This is a genomic window from Pseudomonas putida, from assembly GCF_001976065.1.
GTDB classification, from domain to species: Bacteria; Pseudomonadota; Gammaproteobacteria; order Pseudomonadales; family Pseudomonadaceae; genus Aquipseudomonas; species Aquipseudomonas serbica.
This window is the reverse complement of the sequence record NZ_MNAH01000007.1, coordinates 205392-222480: the sequence shown is the minus strand read 5'-3', so window position 1 is coordinate 222480 and position 17089 is coordinate 205392. Positions and strand designations below refer to the sequence as shown.

Sequence of the window (17089 nt, the reverse complement as noted above, 5' to 3'; positions counted from 1 at the left end):
AGGCTTCACTTTCGGCCCTTAATTTTCAAAGGCCGGCTGCGCCTGCAACGGCAAGTGCAAAGTGATGCAGGTGCCGCGGCCCTCGATACCGTCGGCGACACTGATGCGCCCGCCATGGGCACCGACCATGCCCTGACAGATTGCCAGCCCCAGTCCGGTACCCTGCCCACCACGGTCGCCACGGGCGGCGGTGTAGAACATGTCGAAAATCTTCTCCCGATCGGCCAGCGGAATCCCTGGGCCTTCGTCGCTCACCGAGAAAAACAGCTCGGTGTCGTCTGCCCCGACTCGCAGTTGCAGGCGTCCATGGGCAGGGGAAAACCGCGCGGCGTTTTCCAGCACGTTGATCAGCGCCTGTTCGATCAGCGCCGCATGCACGAACAGCAACGGCAGCTCCCCCGGCACTTCAGTGCTGACCTGCAACGGCGCCAGCACCGCGCGCAGGCGATTGAGCGCACTGCCGACGATGTCCGCCGGTGAGACCCAGTCACGTGCCAGCTTCAACGCGCCGTGACCGAGGCGGGTCATGTCCAGCAGGTTTTGAATATAGCGATCCAGGCGTTCGGCTTCATCGCGGGTGCCTTCCAGCAGTTCACGGCGATCCTCCAGTGGAATGGCCTCGCCGAGGGCCAGCAGGCTATCGATGCTGCCGCGCATGGAGGTCAGGGGCGTGCGCAGGTCGTGGGACACCGACGCCAGCAAGGCACTGCGCAGTTGCTCGGTTTCGCCGTGCAGCCGCGCGGCTTCCAAGTCATCGACCAATTGTGCGCGGGCCAGGGCCTGGGCCAGCGGCTGGCTCAATGCGGTCAACAGACGGCGACGCTGGCCGCTCAAGGCCTGGCCCTCTTTCGCACACACACCGAGCAGCGCCAGTGGACCGTCCTCCACCGACAAAGGCCACCACCACCAACGGCCAAACGGCAAAGTCCCGGTGCCTGCGCCCGCCGGCTGATCGTGTTGCCAGGCCCAATCGGCGGCGGCGCGTTCGGCTTCGGTGAATTCCAGCGGGCCACCGGTTTCGACTTTCCAGCCGTTCGGTCCGTCGCGGTTGAGCAGGCACAGTTGTACATCACTCCAGCCGTTGAGGTGCTGGGCTGCCGCGCTGACCACGGCCTGGCGATCGGTGGCGGCGGTGAGTTTGCGCGACAGGTCGAGCAGTTCGCTGGTCTCTTCCTGGGTGTCGCGCAGGGCCTGCAATTGCCGGCGCTGGCGTGCCGCAAGGTTGCCGGTGAGGGCCGCCATCAACAGGAAGAACAGCAAGGTCAGGACGTCTTCTTCGCGCTGGATGCTGAAGGAGAAATTCGGCGGAATGAACAGGAAATCGTAGGTCAGGAACGACAACGCCGCACAGGCCAGTGCCGGGCCAAGACTGCTTCGCACTGCCACCAGCAACACGGCGGCGAGGAACACCAGCGAGATGTTCGGCAACGGCAATATACCCGCCACCGCCCAGGCCAGGGCACTGGCCAACACTGTCGCCACCACGGCCAGGGCGTAGTCGAACCATACCAGCGACTGCATTGATCGCTGGCGTGGCGGGTGCTGTTCATGCTCGGTGTCGAGCACGTTGATTTCCAGCCCGCGGGCGTTGCGCAGCAGGCGCGCCGCCAGGCCGCCACCGAACAACCGACGGCGCAGGCGCGGCCGGGACTGTGCGACCAATATCAGGCTGGCGCGGCGTTCGACAGCGTGCTGGATCAGGGTTTTCGCCACCTCGCCGGCCCGCAGCAGCACCACTTCACCGCCGAGGCGTTCGGCCAGTTGCTGGGCACTTTGCAGGCGCAGGCGCGACTGCTCGTCACGCACGCTGCCGTTGTCCACATGCACCAGGCTCCATGGTAAATGCCGACGCTGCGCGACCCGACTGGCGTGACGAACCAGGCGCTCGGCCTGGGCATCGCCATCGACACCGACCAACAAGCGACCGCGCACCGTGGGCGCCGCCTGCCCCATCTGGCGATAGCCCTGGGTCAGGTCGTTATCGACCTGGGCGGCGGCCGTTTGCATCGCCAGCTCACGCAGGGCGGTCAGGTTGGTCTGGGAGAAAAACGCATCGATCGCCGCCCGTGCCTGCTCCGGCACATAGACCTTGCCGTCGCGCAGGCGCTCGAGCAACTCCCGTGGCGGCAAGTCGATCAACAACAGTTCGTAGGCTTCCTGCAGCACCCAGTCCGGCAGGGTTTCGCGCACCTGCACGCCCGTGATGCCGCGCACCTGATCGTTAAGGCTTTCCAGGTGCTGGACGTTGACCGTGGTGTACACGTCGATGCCTGCGGCGAGCAGTTCCTGAATGTCCTGCCAGCGTTTTTCGTGACGGCTGCCGGGGGCGTTGGTATGGGCCAGTTCGTCCACCAGCACCAACCTAGGTTTGGCCGCGAGCAGACCGTCTAGGTCCATTTCCTCAAGCTCCACGCCACGGTATGACGAGCGCACCAAAGGCAATTGCGGCAAGCCGCTGAGCAAGGCTTCGGTCTCGAAGCGGCCATGGGTTTCGACCACGCCGGCGATGACTTTCACGCCTTGGCGCAGTTGGCTGTGGGCGGCTTGCAGCATGGCGTAGGTCTTGCCCACGCCGGGCGCGGCACCGAGAAAGACCTTGAGCCGGCCACGGCCATCGCGGGGCAGGTCTGCTAACAGCGCGTCGGCGCGGCCGGAGTCGCTCATGCTTGGGGGTCTCTTTCTTCAGAGGTTAATGGGTTGATTGCGAGGCCGTCTTCGCGAGAGGCTCGCTCCCACAGGGGGACGGCCGCGTCACGGACCTAAAGCTTTTCCAGCGCCAGGTTCAACTCAAGCACATTCACCACCGGTGGGCCTACCAATGGCTGCTCGATGTGGGCATCCAGCAGTTGTTGCAGTGTCGCCAGCGGCAGATTACGCGCCGTCGCGACACGCGCCAGTTGATAGGCAATCGCGGCCGGTGGCAAGTGCGGATCGAGGCCGCTACCGGAGGTGGTGAGCAGTGCCAGCGGTACCGGCCCCTGCCCTGCCACCTGCAGCTTATTGGCCTCATCGATCACCCGAGTGGCCAGGGCCGGGTTGCTCGGCGCCAGGTTGCTGGCGCTGCTCGACACGGTGGCAAAGGCACCGGCCGATGGCCGTGGGTGGAACCAGGCATCGCCGACGAAATCCTGGGCGATCAGCGCCGAGCCGCGAACCTTGCCATCGGCATCGCGCACCAGGCTGCCATTGGCCTGACCCGGGAAGGCGACCTGGGCCACGCCGGTGACCACCAGGGGATAAGCGACGCCAGTGATCAGGGTCATCAGGACCAGCAGGCTCAGGGCCGGGCGTATCAATGTGGACATTTCAAAATCCTCGAATTCGGTAAACAATTACAGCATTCAGTCAGGTGGACCGTGTTGCATTCTTCGCGAGCAAGCCCGCTCCCACAGGGGGAATGCATTTCAAATGTGGGAGCGGGCTTGCTCGCGAAAGCGGTGCATCTGGCACCCCGCGAAGGTCAAACCAGATGCAACGCCGTCAACAGCATGTCGATCGCCTTGATCCCCACGAACGGCACCAGAATCCCGCCCAGGCCATAGATCAGCAGATTGCGCCGCAGCAAAGCTGCCGCACTCGCCGCCTGCACCCGCACACCCCGCAGCGCCAACGGAATCAACACGACGATGATCAGGGCGTTGAACACGATCGCCGAGAGAATCGCGCTCTGCGGGCTGTGCAGCTGCATCACGTTCAGCACGCCCAGTTGCGGGTAGATCGCGGCGAACAGGGCCGGCAGGATGGCGAAATACTTGGCCACGTCGTTGGCGATGGAAAAGGTCGTCAGCGCACCGCGGGTCACCAGCAGTTCCTTGCCGATCTGCACCACGTCCAGCAGCTTGGTCGGGTCGCTGTCGAGGTCGACCATGTTCGCCGCCTCGCGCGCCGCCTGAGTGCCGTCGTTCATCGCCATGCCCACGTCCGCCTGGGCCAGGGCCGGGGCGTCGTTGGCACCGTCGCCGCACATGGCCACCAGGCGTCCGTCGTTTTGCTCGTGGCGGATGCGCGCCAGTTTTTTCTCCGGCGTGGCTTCGGCCAGCACGTCGTCCACGCCCGCTTCAGCGGCAATCGCCGCCGCGGTCAGCGGGTTGTCGCCGGTGACCATGACCGTGCGGATCCCCAGTTTGCGCAGCTCGGCGAAACGCTCGCGGATGCCCGGCTTGACCACGTCCTTGAGGTGGATCGCGCCGAGCAGTTTACCGTCGACACAGACCAGTAACGGCGTGCCGCCGCTCTGGGCGATCCTGTCGATTTCAGCGGACAGCGCCGGCGCCAGCTCGGCGCGCTTGAGGCCCACGAACGCCAGCAACGAATCCACCGCCCCCTTGCGATACACGCGGCCCTGATAGTCGACACCGGACAGGCGGGTTTCGGCGCTGAACGGTACGGCTGTCAGCAGTTCGGCGGACGGCTCGGGCTGTGGATGAAGGCCGCGCAAGTACTCGACGATGGACTTGCCTTCGGCGGTGTCGTCGGCCAGGGACGCGAACAGCGCACCCTCGGCCAGTTCCTTGCTGCTCACACCCGGCGCGGCATACACCGCCGAGCAACGACGGTTGCCAAAGGTGATGGTGCCGGTCTTGTCCAGCAGCAGGACGTGCACATCCCCCGCTGCCTCCACGGCGCGACCGGACTTGGCAATCACGTTCAGGCGCACCAGGCGGTCCATGCCGGCGATACCGATGGCCGACAGCAAACCACCAATGGTGGTCGGGATCAGCGTGACCAATAAAGCCACCAGGAACACCAGCGGCAGACTGCCGTTGGCGAAGTGGGCGAACGGCTGCAGGGTGACCACCACCAGCAGGAAGATCAGCGTAAGGCCGATCAGCAGGATGTCCAGCGCCACTTCGTTCGGGGTTTTCTGGCGCTTGGCGCCTTCAACCAGGGCGATCATGCGATCCAGGGTCGACTCGCCCGGATTGGCGGTGATCTTCACCAGCAGCCAGTCCGAGACCAGGCGAGTGTTGCCGGTCACGGCCGAGCGGTCGCCCCCGGATTCACGAATCACCGGCGCCGATTCACCGGTGATCGCCGCTTCGTTGACCGCCGCGATGCCTTCGATCACTTCGCCGTCACCGGGGATCATCTCCCCCGCTCCGACGCGCACCACATCGCCTTTGCGCAGGTTGGCGGCCGGCACTACCTCAAAGGTACCGTTGCTGGTTCTGCGCCGAGCGCTCAAGCCTTCGCTACCGGCCTTGAGGCTGTCCGCGCGGGCCTTGCCGCGACCTTCGGCCAGGGCCTCGGCGAAGTTGGCAAACAGCACGGTGAACCACAGCCACAGGGCAATTTGCGCGGCGACGAAGGTCGGCACCGCCGTGTCGGGAATGAAGCACAGGACGGTGGTCAGGATCGCCGTCAGTTCGACCACCAGCATCACCGGCGCACGCTGCAATTGCCGCGGGTCGAGCTTGACGAAGGCTTGCACCAGCGCCGGGCGCCAGAGGGCCGAGATCGCGGTTTTTGCTTGTTCAGGCGCCTTGACAACGGCGGCTTTTGTTGCGGGCATATTCATCATCAGCTCCTCAGCTCTTTAACCCAAAAGCAGCCATGTTCAAATGTTCAGCGATAGGGCCGAGCGCCAGGGTCGGCAGGAAAGTCAGGCCGCCCACCAGCAAAATGGTCACGGTCAGCAGGGTCACGAACAGCGCACCATGGGTCGGGAAGCTGTTCTGGCCAATCGGTGCGGTCTTCTTCATCGCCAGGCTGCCAGCCAAAGCCAGTACCGGCAGGATGTAACCGAAGCGACCGATCAACATGCCCAGGCCCAGCATCAGGTTGTGGTACGCGGTGTTGGCGCCGAAACCCGCGAACGCCGAACCGTTGTTGGCACTGGCCGAGGTGTAGGCATAGAGCAATTGGCTGAAACCATGGGCGCCGGGATTGCTCACCGCGGCCACGGGCCCTGGCAGGCTGGCGGCCAGCGCACTGAGCACCAGCACGCCGATCGGCATGACCAGCAGGGTCACCACCAACAGTTGCACCTCTCGGGCCTGCAGTTTCTTGCCGAGGTATTCCGGGGTCCGGCCGATCATCAGGCCGGCGAGGAACACCGCGATCAGCACGTTGAGCAACATGCCGTAGAGCCCGGCACCGACGCCGCCGAAGATCACTTCGCCGACCATCATGTTCACCAGCGCGACCATGCCACTGAGCGGATTGAGGCTGTCATGCATGCCATTGACCGAACCGTTCGAGGCCGCCGTGGTAGTCACCGACCACAGCACCGTCGCGGTGGTACCGAAACGCGCCTCCTTGCCCTCCAGCGGAGCGGTCTGTTCGACGGCGACGTTGGCCAGGCTCGGGTTGGGCTGGTACTCGGCCCATAGCGAGGTCGCACCGCCGATCAGGAACAACGCGAGCATGCAGGCGATGATCGCGCGGCTTTGCCGCAGGTCCTTGACGTAATGGCCGAAGGTGAACACCAGCGCGACGGGAATCAGGATGATCGACGCCACTTCGAACAGGTTGCTCCAGGCTGTCGGGTTCTCGAACGGATGCGCCGAGTTGACGCCGAAGAAGCCGCCGCCGTTGGTGCCCAGTTGCTTGATCGCGATCTGGCTGGCGGCCGGACCCAGTGGGATCACCTGATCGACACCCTGCATCGTCAGCGCATTCACATACTGCGCGAAGGTTTGCGGCACGCCCTGCCAGACCAGGAACAGCGCCAGCAGCAGGCACAGTGGCAGCAGGCCGTAGAGGGTGGCGCGAGTCATGTCGACCCAGAAGTTACCCAGCGACGCCGAGGACTTGCGACCGATGCCGCGGCAGAGGGCAACCAGTACTGCCAGGCCGGTGGCCGCGCTGACGAAGTTCTGCACGGTGAGGCCGACCATCTGGCTCAGGTAGCTCAACGATGCTTCGCCGCTGTAGCCCTGCCAGTTGGTGTTGGTCATGAAGCTGACGGCGGTGTTGAACGCCAGCGTCCACTCCTGGCCCGGCAGGTTTTGCGGGTTCAGCGGCAAGTGGTCCTGGAACAGCAGGATCGCGAACAGCAACAGGAAACCGGCGAGGTTGAAGGCGAGCAAGGCCAGGGTGTACTTCTGCCAGCTCTGCTCGGCCTGTGGATCGACGCCGGCCAGGCGATAGCAACCGCGCTCCACGGGCCCCAGGATCGGCGTCAGCCAGGTGCGCTGGCCTTCCATGACCCTGTAGTAGAACCGACCCAGGAACGGTGCCGGGACCAATACCAGGGCGAAAAACGCCAGGATCAGCCAATAGTCATAACTGTGCATAGCCGCTCCTAGTTCCGGTCCGCGCGCAACAGCGCAACCAACAGATAAATGAACAGTCCCACTGCCAGCAGCAGTGACACTCCGTCCAGAACGCTCATGGAAGTTCTCCGTGTTACGGCGTATTGCCGCGTGTGGAGGTATTGTCGGCAGGGAGGCTGTAAAGGAACGAGACCGAGGGCGCGCGCGGGGCATAAAGAAGGCGTAAAGAGTGGGATTACGCCTTGGTTACAGTGTTGTCCTGGCTGGCCGCTTCGCGAGCAGGCTCGCTCCCACAGGGAATGGGTTCGGCCAGACACTGCAAATACCTGCTCGCGAAGGGGGCAGGAAACATCGCAGGGGTGATCGACGCAGAACAGGCATAGAATGGAACCACTGCGAAATCCAATCGCTCAAAGTGGTATGCACGTTCGGCAGGCGAAGCCCTCTCCCGCCGACCGGCTTTCAAGGAGGTCCCATGCCCTGGTATGCCTGGTTGATTCTGGTAGTGGCCATTGGCTCTATCGTTGGCGGTCTGATGATGCTGCGCGACACCGCCCACAAGGTTGAGCTGACCGATGAACAGCGCAAGCGCGTCGCCGAACGCAATGCGGAAATGGACGCCAAGGAAGCGCAGGACCGCTAGCGGCGAAATCGTCCGAAGCCGCCCATGGCGTTCGGACGATTTTTCTGCGGTTGCCCCGGTTCAGGTCAACGAACAGCGATCAAAAAACCGCTCGCGCTCCAGCGCCATCAATGCTGCACGCTTGTGCGGAAAGTCGAATTCCTTCTGGCAATAAAACCCCTGCCCCTGCATGTAGCCGATCATCTTCGTGTTGTCGGCACGGGGCTCGGCGACCACCCGCTGGGTACGTGGATCATCGAGAAACAGGTAGTGCACCAGCGCCGACAGCCAACTCGCTACCTTGTGCGGCCCCCGGTGCTGTTCTTCCCCCACCAGCATATGAATGCCACGGTCGTAGGCATCCGCCCCATAGAACGGCGCGATGCGGTCTTCCCTGGCCCAGTAGGCTTCGAAGTAGGCAAACGGCTGATCGTCGAAACAGCCGATCAAGGTCAGGGTATGGGGATCGTCCTGGAGTTTGCTCAGGTACTCTCGATGCTGCTCGAGACTGCCTTGCTCCTGCCAGAAACTCGCCACTCGCGGGCTGTTCTGCCAGCGATTGAAACGCCCAAGATCCTCGTCGATGTCCACCGTGCGCAGGGAAATCCACGCCCCCAGCCGGGCATCGAAACGCCGATACACCTCGCCCCTAGGCTTGGGCGGGCGTAGCGGGTGATGCTTGCCGTCACTGACAACCATCTGCTGCGGGTAACAACCCATCGGCGAATGACCCAGCCAAGGCTGCGGTAACTGCCAGAACAGTGTGCGTTCGCTACGATACTGGCCGGCCGTTTCGGCAGGGACCAGCAAGGCGCTGAGCATGGCTTCAGCCGGCGCTTCATCGAGTTGCCAGAGCAGTCGCTGGCAGCCAGGGTCACGGGCGAACAACCCGTAACACGTGGCCCAGGCGGCTCGGCTGTCGAGGCGTGCAGCGCCCTCGGGCAATTGCAACTGCAACTCGGGCTCACGGGTCAGGCGCAGCTGGATCAGCGGCTGGCCTTCAAGGCTCAGGCTCAGCCCGGTTTCGGTTTCATCGGCTACAAGACGGCTGCCGTTTGGCAGAGGCAGGACATTCGCATTGGACATGGGTCAGGCTCACGATTCGTCGACAGGTCAACGGTTGACGTGAGCCGGGCGGGGAAATTTAACCAATACGCGACTTGCGGTGTCCGCTCAGTGATCCGGCGCTGGCAAAACCGCGATTTTATAGGGGTCGAAAATCTTCAGCATCTGGCCATTGTCGCGCAATCCTTGCAGCAACTTGCCAAAGGCCTCGCCGCTGATCGGGGCGGCCGGGCGCAAGATGGCGTAGTGGTGATAGATCTGGTCGACGCGCTCGGACACCAGTAACTCTGCGGCGACCTGCTGGTTGCGCAGAAAGTAGTCGCTCAGGTAGGACCGCGTGACCAGGGCGACATCGGCGCGCCCACGCAGCACCATCAGCAGGTTGCTGTCATGGGAGTAGGTCGATGTGGCGTTGTAGTGAGTGGCGAGGTACTTGGGGTCGGCATTGAAGTTGGCGAATTCGTAGTGGTAGCCGCTGAACAACGCCAGGCGCTTGCCGCTGAGGTCGCTGAAGTAACTTTGCTGGCGTTCCGGCAGGCGCTGGGCGACGAAGATTTCGGCATCTTCCAGGCCCATGTCGACGCTGGCGTGGGGAATGTCCTTCCAGCCCCAGTTGGGGTTTTCGAAGATGGCCATGTCCACCCGGCCTTGCTTGAAGTCGCCAAAGCGGCGGGGAATGGAAGTGGGTACCAACACGAACCGGTAGTCGCTTTGCTGGTTATTGAGAGCCTCGACCAATTGCGGCAACAGGCCGGTATCGGCCCCGGACTCCGGGCGCACGGTGTAGGGCGGAAAATGTGCGGCACCGATACGCACCAGTTGTGCGGCCTGGGTTGGCAGAACCGATGACGCCGCGAGCACCGCCAGTAAAAGCCGCGAAGCCGTCCGAATTGGCGAAGACATCAAAACAACCCACTCCCCGAAATACTGCATCAATGCATTGAAGCTAGGCGGTTTCGCCCAGTTAGCCAGTTTCCTGCCGCCCCGCGCCTTATTTTCCCGCGAGTACCAGAATCAAGGCCTCCTCGGCCAGTTGATCCAGGCTCATGCTGCCACCGGCACGAAACCAGGTGGTGGTCCAGGACAGCGCCCCAGTCAGGAAGCGCCGGGTGATAAACACATCGCCGCGGATAAAACCGGCGCTCTTGGCTTCACCCAGCACCTGCAGCCAGATATCTTCATAGATATCGCGCAACGCCAGGACCTGGGCCTGGCCCTCCTCGGACAGCGACCGCCACTCGTAGACCAGCACGGCCATGGCCTCGCCACTGCCGCCCATGATCGACTGCAATTCGCAGCGGATCAGCGCCAGGACCCGCTCGCGCACGTCGCCCGCCTCGGCGATGGCCGCCCGCATCAAGGCGGTGTTGTAGCGAATGGTCTCCTCCATCACCGCCCGCAGGATCTCGTCCTTGCTCTTGAAGTGATGAAAAATACTGCCCGACTGGATGCCCACGGCACCGGCCAGGTCGCGCACGGTCGTGCGCTCGTAACCCTTGTTGCGAAACAGGTGGGCCGCCACTTGCAGCAGCTTGCCACGGGCGCTGTCCGGGTCGGTCAATTGCCCGTTGTCGACCAACTCGCGCATGACGCTCAAGGCTTTTTGCTCATCCACCCGTTCTCTCCTACAGTCGATCAATCCAATGCCGCCCTCCCCGCGAAAACATTGGGGTTGCGCTGGCAATTTAAGCAACTGGCGACAACCAAGCAAGCGCTCGGGTCGAAGATAGTTCAGCCGTTTACAAACCAAGCGCTTGCTTGGTAGTCTCCAAGCATTGTTGCCGGAGGTAGTTATGGAGTTGACTGCGCCAAGAACGATTCGCATCGGTTGCGCCAGCGCCTTCTGGGGCGACACCTCGACCGCCGCCGCGCAACTGGTGGAAGACGGGCACCTGGACTATCTGGTCTTCGACTACCTGGCCGAAATCACCCTGTCGATCATGGCCGGTGCCCGGCTGAAAGATCCCCAGGCCGGGTACGCCAGTGACTTCGTCGAAGTCCTCGGCCCTCTCCTCCCCCAACTCGCCGAACAGAAAATTCGTGTCATCAGCAATGCTGGCGGCGTCAATCCGCAAGCCTGTGCCGCCGCCCTGCAAGCGGCCTGCGACAAGGCCGGAGTGGCATTGAAGATCGCCGTCCTGTCGGGTGATGACCTGCAATCGCAGTTCAAGCAACTGAGCAGCCTTGGCATTCACGAAATGTTCAGCGCCGCCCCCCTGCCACCGATGTGTGTCTCGACCAACGCCTACCTTGGCGCGCCCGGCATCGTCGAAGCCCTGCACCTGGGTGCGGACATCGTGATCACCGGGCGCGTGGTCGACAGTGCCGTGGTCAGTGCGGCGCTGGTGCATGAGTTCGGCTGGTCGTGGCACGACTACGACAAACTGGCCCAGGCGGCGCTGGCCGGGCACATCATTGAATGCGGTGCCCAGTGCACCGGCGGCAACTTCACCGATTGGCGCGATGTGCCCGACTACGAGCACATTGGCTTTCCCATCGTTGAAGTCAGTGCCGACAGCCAGTTCATCGTCAGCAAGCCCGAAGGCAGCGGCGGACTGGTCACTCCGTTGACCGTGGGCGAACAGATGCTCTATGAAATCGGTGACCCCCGGGCTTATCTGCTGCCCGACGTGATCTGCGATTTCACTCAGGTCAAACTCGTGCAACAAGGCAAAAATGCGGTCAGGGTGCATGGCGCAAAAGGCTTGCCGCCCACCGCCCAGTACAAGGTCAGCGCCACCTACCCCGATGGTTTCCGCTGCACCGCCAGTTGCCTGATCGCGGGCATCGATGCGGTGGACAAGGCCCGGCGTGTCAGTCAAGCCATCATCAACAAGACCTCACAGATGTTCAGCCAGCGTGGCTGGGCGCCCTACAGTGAAGTGAACATCGAACTGCTCGGCAGTGAAGCCACCTACGGTCCCCACGGCCAGCGCCAGGACAGCCGCGAAGTGGTGATCAAGCTCGCGGTGCGCCATCCGCTTAAACAGGCCCTGATCCTGTTCTCCCGGGAAATCGCCCAGGCCGCCACCGGCATGGCGCCGGGGCTGACCGGAATTGTCGGTGGCCGGCCAACGGTGTATCCGCTGATCCGCTTGTTTTCGTTCCTGATCGACAAAACCGCCTGTACGCTGGAAATTGATCTCATGGGCCAGCGCCACCCCTGCGCCCTGCCCACCCTTGATGTGCTCGACAGCACCGACTTGCCGGTGCCCGTCGAGCCACCCAGGCCTTCGGGCCCGGCCGACGCCAGCGTCGCCCTGGTCAAGCTCGCGGTCGCCCGCTCGGGCGACAAGGGCAACCACAGCAACATCGGTGTCATGGCCCGCGACCCGCAGTACCTGCCGTGGATCGCCGAGGCCCTGACCCCGGAGGTGATCGTCGACTGGATGAGTCACGTCCTCGACCCGATCCACGGGCGTGTCGAGCGTTGGTACTTGCCCGCCACCCACAGCCTGAATTTCCTCCTGGAAAACGCCCTGGGTGGCGGTGGCGTGGCCAGCCTGAGGATCGATCCGCAGGGCAAGGCCTTCGCCCAGCAGTTGCTGGAAATCCAGATTCCGGTGCCTCAGCGCATCGCCGACCAGGTCAACTAGAGGATTGCCGCCATGGCCTACGATTCGATTTTCAAAGCCGATCTGTTTGCCGGCCAGACCGTCATCGTCACCGGGGGTGGCAGTGGCATCGGCCGTTGCACCGCTCACGAACTGGCGGCCCTCGGTGCCCATGTACTGCTGGTCGGGCGCAAGGCCGACAAGCTGAAAGCCGTTGCCGCCGAAATTGCCGAAGATGGCGGCAAGGCTGACTGGAGCACCTGCGATATCCGTGAGGAAGAAGCGGTCACGCACCTGGTCAGCGAACTGATCCGCAAGTACGGCCCGATTCACGGCCTGGTCAATAACGCTGGTGGCCAGTACCCCTCGCCACTGGCCTCGATCAACCAGAAAGGTTTCGAAACGGTAATGCGTACCAACCTGCTGGGCGGATTCCTGATGGCCCGGGAAGTGTTTAACCAGTCCATGAGCAAGCACGGCGGCGCCATCGTCAACATGCTCGCCGACATGTGGGGCGGCATGCCCGGCATGGGTCACTCGGGCGCAGCGCGCTCGGGCATGGACAACCTGACCAAGACCGCGGCCTTCGAATGGGGTCACGCCGGGGTCCGGGTCAACGCCGTGGCACCGGGCTGGATCGCGTCCAGCGGCATGGACACCTACGAAGGTGCGTTCAAGGCGGTGATTCCGACCTTGCGTGAACACGTTCCGCTCAAGCGCATCGGCACCGAATCGGAAGTCAGCGCGGCGATCGTTTTCCTGCTCAGCCCGGCCGCGGCGTTCATCAGCGGCAGCACCCTGCGCATCGACGGTGCAGCCAGCCTCGGCGGGCGGGCGTGGCCGATCCACAAGGCGACCCACAGCGAGTCGTACAACGGCTTCCACCGCGCGTACTTGCCCGATGTGCTCAAGGACAAGGAATAAGCCATGCCGGTGATCCAGTCGCAACTCGATCCCCACAGCGAACAGTACGCCCGCCATCGCGCGGCCATGCTGGGCGCAGTCGAGCAGGTCCGCCACCTTGAACAGAACCTGCTGGACAAGGCCGCCGACGCCAGGCCCAGGTTCGAAAAACGCGGTCAATTGCTGCCCCGTGACCGCCTCAACCTGTTGCTCGACCCTGGCGCACCGTTTCTCGAACTGGCGAGCCTGGCCGGCTACAAGCTGCACGATGACAAAGACGGCAGTTCGGCCGGCGGCGGCTTGATCGCCGGGATCGGCTACGTGTCGGGTGTGCGGGTGCTGGTGGTGGCGAACAACAGTGCGATCAAGGGCGGCACCATTTCCCCCTCGGGCCTGAAAAAGTCCCTGCGCCTGCAACAGATCGCCATGGAAAACAAACTGCCGGTGATTACCCTCGCCGAGAGCGGCGGCGCCAACCTCAATTATGCGGCGGAGATTTTCGTCGAAGGCGCGCGCACCTTTGCCAACCAGGCACGGATGTCGGCCATGGGCCTGCCGCAAATTACCGTGGTCCATGGCTCGGCGACGGCCGGCGGCGCCTACCAGCCGGGACTGTCGGACTATGTGGTGGTGGTACGCGGCAAGGCCAAGCTGTTCCTGGCCGGCCCGCCGCTGTTGAAAGCGGCCACCGGTGAAGTCGCCACTGACGAGGAACTGGGTGGCGCCGAAATGCACGCGCAAACCGCCGGCACCGCCGAATACCTGGCAGAGAACGATGCCGACGGCGTTCGACAAGTGCGCGAGATCGTCAGCCTGCTGCCCTGGAACACGCGCTTGCCGGTGTTGCCAGCCAGGCAATGGCAGGAGCCGCTGTACCCCATCGACGAATTGCTCGGCTTGATCCCCGATGATCCGAAAAAGCCCTACGACGTGCGCGAAATCATCGCCCGAATCGCCGACGGCTCTAACTTCCTGGAGTTCAAGGCCGAGTTCGATCAGCAGACCATTTGCGGTCAATTGAAAATCAACGGGCACGCCTGCGGGTTCATCGGCAACAACGGTCCGATCACGCCCAAGGGTGCGAGCAAGGCGGCGCAATTCATTCAGCTGTGCGACCAGAGCCAGACGCCGCTGCTGTTTTTCCACAACACCACGGGGTTCATGGTCGGCACCGAATCGGAGCAGCAAGGGGTGATCAAGCACGGCGCCAAGATGATCCAGGCCGTGGCCAATGCGCGGGTGGCGAAACTGACCATCGTCGTGGGCGGCTCCTATGGCGCCGGCAACTACGCAATGTGCGGCCGTGGCCTGGACCCGCGCTTCATCTTCGCCTGGCCCAACAGCCGCACCGCCGTGATGGGCGGCGCCCAGGCGGGCAAAGTGCTGCGCATCGTCACCGAGGCCAAGCAGGCCAAGGACGGCCTGGTGCCTGACCCGAAAATGCTCGATATGCTCGAACAGGTCACCGCACAGAAACTCGACAGCCAGTCCACGGCGCTCTATGGCAGCGCCAATCTGTGGGACGACGGGCTGATCGATCCAAGGGATACCCGGACCCTGCTCGGTTACTTACTCGATATCTGTCAGGAGGCCGAGGTGCGGCCGCTGCAAGCCAACAGTTTTGGTGTAGCCCGGTGATCGTTCCCACGCTCCGCGTGGGAACGCAGCCAGGGACGCGCGGCGTCCCGATCAGCGATCAGATTCGTCAGGAGAACAATAAAAATGATCTTCACCCAGGAACACGAAGCACTGCGTCGCACCGTTCGCCAATTCGTCGACCACGAGATCAATCCGCACGTAGAGGAATGGGAAAAGGCCGGGCGTTTTCCGATCCACGAGATCTTTCGCAAGGCCGGCGACCTGGGCCTGCTGGGCATTTCCAAACCGGAAAAGTTCGGCGGCATGGGCCTGGACTACAGCTATTCGATCGTCGCCGCCGAAGAGTTCGGCACCATTCATTGCGGCGGGATTCCCATGTCGATCGGCGTGCAGACCGACATGTGCACCCCGGCCCTTGCCCGCTTCGGCTCCGATGAGCTGCGCGATGAGTTCCTGCGCCCGGCCATCAGCGGCGAGCAAGTCGGCTGTATCGGCGTCTCCGAAGTCGGCGCCGGCTCCGACGTGGCCGGCTTGAAAACCAGCGCGCGCAAGGACGGCGACGATTACGTGATCAACGGCAGCAAGATGTGGATCACCAACTCGCCGAGCGCCGACTTCATCTGCCTGCTGGCCAACACCTCGGACGACAAACCGCACATCAACAAATCGCTGATCATGGTGCCGATGAACAGCCCCGGCATCAGCCTCAGCTCGCACCTGGACAAACTGGGCATGCGCAGCTCGGAAACCGCCCAGGTGTTTTTCGACAATGTACGGGTGCCACAGCGCAACCGCATCGGCCATGAAGGCGCGGGGTTCATGATGCAGATGCTGCAGTTCCAGGAGGAACGCCTGTTCGGTGCGGCCAACATGATCAAGGGACTGGAGTATTGCGTCGACAGCACCATCGAATATTGCAAGGAGCGCAAGACCTTCGGCAGTGCGTTGATCGACAACCAGGTCATTCACTTTCGCCTGGCCGAACTGCAAACCGAGATCGAATGCCTGCGGGCGCTGGTCTATCAAGCCACCGAGCAATACATCAAGGGCCAGGACGTCACGCGCCTGGCGTCCATGGCCAAGCTCAAGGCCGGTCGCCTGGGCCGCGAGGTCAGCGACAGCTGCCTGCAATATTGGGGCGGCATGGGCTTCATGTGGGACAACCCGGTGGCCCGCGCCTACCGCGATGTGCGCCTGGTGTCGATCGGCGGCGGCGCGGACGAAATCATGCTGGGGATCATCTGCAAGCTCATGGGCATCCTGCCGGGGAAAAAGAAATGAGTACCCTGCCGATTTGCCAGACCCTGCTGCTCGAACTGCACAACGCTGTGCTGCACATCACGCTCAATCGACCCGACAGTCGCAACGCCATGAGCTTGCAAATGGTCAGCGAGCTGCGTGCGGTGCTGGCGGCGGTGCACGATGACCGGGCAATTCGGGCCTTGGTGATCGGCGGTGCCGGCGGACACTTCTGTGCCGGCGGCGACATCAAGGACATGGCCAATGCGCGTGCCCAGGGCCCCGGCGCGCACCGCGATCTGAATCGACTGTTCGGTGCGTTGCTGCAAGAAGTGCAGCATGCGCCGCAAGTGGTGATCACGGTATTGCAAGGCGCGGTGCTCGGCGGTGGCTTCGGTTTGGCTTGTGTCAGCGACATTGCCCTGGCCGATCACCAGGCGCAGTTCGGCCTGCCGGAAACCAGCCTCGGCCTGTTGCCAGCGCAGATCGCGCCGTTCGTGGTCCAGCGCATCGGCCTGACCCAGGCACGCCGGCTGGCCCTGACGGCGGCACGTTTCGACGGCATCCAGGCGCGGCGGATGGGGCTGGTGCATTTTGTCGAGCACGATGCCCAGGCGTTGGCCGAGCGGCTCGATGAGGTGCTGGCCCATGTGTTGTGTTGTGCGCCGGGGGCGAATGCGGCGACCAAGAAACTGTTGCTGGCCAGTGTGGGCCAGCCGTCGGATGAGCTGCTGGATCAGGCGGCCGAGTGGTTCAGCGAAGCGGTGACCGGGGCTGAAGGCGTCGAGGGAACCCTGGCCTTCGTGCAAAAGCGCAAGCCGGGGTGGGCCCCTTGAAGCTTCGCTGGCAAGCCAGCTCCTACAAGGGTCTGCGTCGACCACTCATCCCCT

At 63.4% G+C, this 17089-nt stretch carries 14 protein-coding genes; 6 read left to right on the top strand and 8 right to left on the bottom strand.

What is annotated here, in order from left to right:
• Positions 1-18: 18 nt before the first annotated feature.
• The 5 genes from BKX96_RS23055 to kdpF form a co-directional block, all read right to left on the bottom strand.
• Positions 19-2664 (bottom strand): DUF4118 domain-containing protein, encoded by a 2646-nt coding sequence (locus BKX96_RS23055; protein ID WP_077185557.1) that lies wholly within the window; start codon positions 2662-2664, stop codon positions 19-21.
• A gap of 95 nt (positions 2665-2759) precedes the next feature.
• A complete protein-coding gene (gene kdpC, locus BKX96_RS23050) occupies positions 2760-3305 on the bottom strand; it encodes a potassium-transporting ATPase subunit KdpC (protein WP_046816132.1) in 546 nt (181 codons plus the stop codon).
• 155 nt (positions 3306-3460) lie between these two features.
• On the bottom strand, positions 3461-5524 hold the full coding sequence (gene kdpB / locus BKX96_RS23045; protein ID WP_410454546.1) for a potassium-transporting ATPase subunit KdpB: 2064 nt from the start codon (positions 5522-5524) through the stop codon (positions 3461-3463).
• Positions 5525-5528: 4 nt separating this feature from the next.
• Entirely contained in the window at positions 5529-7238 is a 1710-nt protein-coding gene (gene kdpA, locus BKX96_RS23040; protein WP_046816130.1) for a potassium-transporting ATPase subunit KdpA, read from the bottom strand.
• Between the two features lie 8 nt (positions 7239-7246).
• Positions 7247-7336: a K(+)-transporting ATPase subunit F gene (gene kdpF, locus BKX96_RS23035; RefSeq protein WP_007899818.1), complete on the bottom strand. Its 90-nt coding sequence runs from the start codon at positions 7334-7336 to the stop codon at positions 7247-7249.
• 356 nt (positions 7337-7692) lie between these two features.
• On the opposite strand from kdpF, the gene BKX96_RS23030 reads away from it, so the two are divergent.
• Positions 7693-7860, top strand: coding sequence for a DUF2897 family protein (locus tag BKX96_RS23030; RefSeq protein ID WP_020796133.1), 168 nt, complete (start codon positions 7693-7695; stop codon positions 7858-7860).
• A 60-nt stretch (positions 7861-7920) separates the two neighbouring features.
• On the opposite strand, the gene BKX96_RS23025 is transcribed toward BKX96_RS23030, so the two are convergent.
• The 3 genes from BKX96_RS23025 to BKX96_RS23015 form a co-directional block, all read right to left on the bottom strand.
• Positions 7921-8925, bottom strand: coding sequence for a GNAT family N-acetyltransferase (locus tag BKX96_RS23025; protein ID WP_077185556.1), 1005 nt, complete (start codon positions 8923-8925; stop codon positions 7921-7923).
• A gap of 87 nt (positions 8926-9012) precedes the next feature.
• Positions 9013-9807: a substrate-binding periplasmic protein gene (locus BKX96_RS23020; RefSeq protein WP_178134213.1), complete on the bottom strand. Its 795-nt coding sequence runs from the start codon at positions 9805-9807 to the stop codon at positions 9013-9015.
• 88 nt (positions 9808-9895) lie between these two features.
• A complete protein-coding gene (locus BKX96_RS23015) occupies positions 9896-10519 on the bottom strand; it encodes a TetR/AcrR family transcriptional regulator (protein WP_046816128.1) in 624 nt (207 codons plus the stop codon).
• A gap of 178 nt (positions 10520-10697) precedes the next feature.
• On the opposite strand from BKX96_RS23015, the gene BKX96_RS23010 reads away from it, so the two are divergent.
• The 5 genes from BKX96_RS23010 (at position 10698) to BKX96_RS22990 (ending at position 17035) form a co-directional block, all read left to right on the top strand.
• Positions 10698-12500, top strand: a complete 1803-nt coding sequence (locus BKX96_RS23010; protein ID WP_046816127.1) for an acyclic terpene utilization AtuA family protein — start codon at positions 10698-10700, stop codon at positions 12498-12500.
• A 12-nt stretch (positions 12501-12512) separates the two neighbouring features.
• A complete protein-coding gene (locus BKX96_RS23005) occupies positions 12513-13382 on the top strand; it encodes an SDR family oxidoreductase (protein ID WP_046816126.1) in 870 nt (289 codons plus the stop codon).
• A gap of 3 nt (positions 13383-13385) precedes the next feature.
• Positions 13386-14999, top strand: coding sequence for a geranyl-CoA carboxylase subunit beta (atuC, locus tag BKX96_RS23000; RefSeq protein WP_077185555.1), 1614 nt, complete (start codon positions 13386-13388; stop codon positions 14997-14999).
• A gap of 84 nt (positions 15000-15083) precedes the next feature.
• Positions 15084-16241, top strand: a complete 1158-nt coding sequence (atuD, locus tag BKX96_RS22995; RefSeq protein ID WP_077185554.1) for a citronellyl-CoA dehydrogenase — start codon at positions 15084-15086, stop codon at positions 16239-16241.
• Entirely contained in the window at positions 16238-17035 is a 798-nt protein-coding gene (locus tag BKX96_RS22990; RefSeq protein ID WP_077185553.1) for an enoyl-CoA hydratase/isomerase family protein, read from the top strand. The genes atuD and BKX96_RS22990 overlap by 4 nt, the downstream gene beginning before the upstream one ends.
• The last annotated feature ends 54 nt before the right edge of the window (positions 17036-17089 follow it).

What these genes read in the sequence shown, in the direction of transcription:
- BKX96_RS23055 (WP_077185557.1), bottom strand. Translation starts at nt 2,664, where the DNA reads ATGAGCGACTCCGGCCGCGCCGACGCGCTGTTAGCAGACCTGCCCCGC.
- kdpC (WP_046816132.1), bottom strand. Translation starts at nt 3,305, where the DNA reads ATGTCCACATTGATACGCCCGGCCCTGAGCCTGCTGGTCCTGATGACC.
- kdpA (WP_046816130.1), bottom strand. Translation starts at nt 7,238, where the DNA reads ATGCACAGTTATGACTATTGGCTGATCCTGGCGTTTTTCGCCCTGGTA.
- kdpF (WP_007899818.1), bottom strand. Translation starts at nt 7,336, where the DNA reads ATGAGCGTTCTGGACGGAGTGTCACTGCTGCTGGCAGTGGGACTGTTC.
- BKX96_RS23030 (WP_020796133.1), top strand. Translation starts at nt 7,693, where the DNA reads ATGCCCTGGTATGCCTGGTTGATTCTGGTAGTGGCCATTGGCTCTATC.
- BKX96_RS23025 (WP_077185556.1), bottom strand. Translation starts at nt 8,925, where the DNA reads ATGTCCAATGCGAATGTCCTGCCTCTGCCAAACGGCAGCCGTCTTGTA.
- BKX96_RS23020 (WP_178134213.1), bottom strand. Translation starts at nt 9,807, where the DNA reads ATGTCTTCGCCAATTCGGACGGCTTCGCGGCTTTTACTGGCGGTGCTC.
- BKX96_RS23010 (WP_046816127.1), top strand. Translation starts at nt 10,698, where the DNA reads ATGGAGTTGACTGCGCCAAGAACGATTCGCATCGGTTGCGCCAGCGCC.
- BKX96_RS23005 (WP_046816126.1), top strand. Translation starts at nt 12,513, where the DNA reads ATGGCCTACGATTCGATTTTCAAAGCCGATCTGTTTGCCGGCCAGACC.
- atuC (WP_077185555.1), top strand. Translation starts at nt 13,386, where the DNA reads ATGCCGGTGATCCAGTCGCAACTCGATCCCCACAGCGAACAGTACGCC.
- atuD (WP_077185554.1), top strand. Translation starts at nt 15,084, where the DNA reads ATGATCTTCACCCAGGAACACGAAGCACTGCGTCGCACCGTTCGCCAA.
- BKX96_RS22990 (WP_077185553.1), top strand. Translation starts at nt 16,238, where the DNA reads ATGAGTACCCTGCCGATTTGCCAGACCCTGCTGCTCGAACTGCACAAC.